This is a genomic window from Psychrobacter sp. 1Y4 (genome assembly GCF_051847555.1).
On record NZ_JBPYDE010000953.1, the window covers coordinates 1 to 562 of the forward strand.

Below are 562 nucleotides of genomic sequence, written 5' to 3' on the forward strand. Positions count from 1 at the left end.
TATCAATACTTAATTTTATATTAATAATCATTAATCTTTATGATAATTTTATCAAACGCTAAACAAGCACTATTCTGTTTTAGATAGCAAACATTATACCCGCACTCTTCTAACTATCGAGTTTGATCAATCAAAATTTAACGCATAAAAAAAGAGCCAGCATATTGCTGACTCTTCTTACTAGATAAGTGCTTAAAAAGCATTCGCACCTACCAAATAGCTATATAAAATTGTCGATTAGTTGACGCTTTGTGGTGCATTAACCGTTAGCTCAACACGGCGGTTTTGCTGACGACCAGATTCAGTGTTATTAGTAGCAACTGGACGTGACTCGCCATAAGCAACTACGTTGATACGGTTAGAAGCAACACCGCGAGCGGTTAGGTAGTTAGCAACTGAGTAAGCACGGTCACGTGACAGACCCATGTTGTAAGATGCTGAACCTTGGCTATCAGTGTGACCAGCAATCGTGATTGTGTTCTGGTTATACTGGTTCATGGTTGAAGCAAGCTTGTCTAGCGTTGGCTTGAATGATGAGCTAAGGGTTGCATCATCAAATGAG

At 39.1% G+C, this 562-nt stretch carries 1 protein-coding gene; it reads right to left on the bottom strand.

Going from position 1 to position 562, the window contains the following annotated elements; genetic code table 11:
• Window positions 1-237 precede the first annotated feature (237 nt).
• On the bottom strand, window positions 238-562 hold a 325-nt coding region (locus ACS8FC_RS19805; RefSeq protein WP_439298043.1), incomplete at its 5' end, for an OmpA family protein.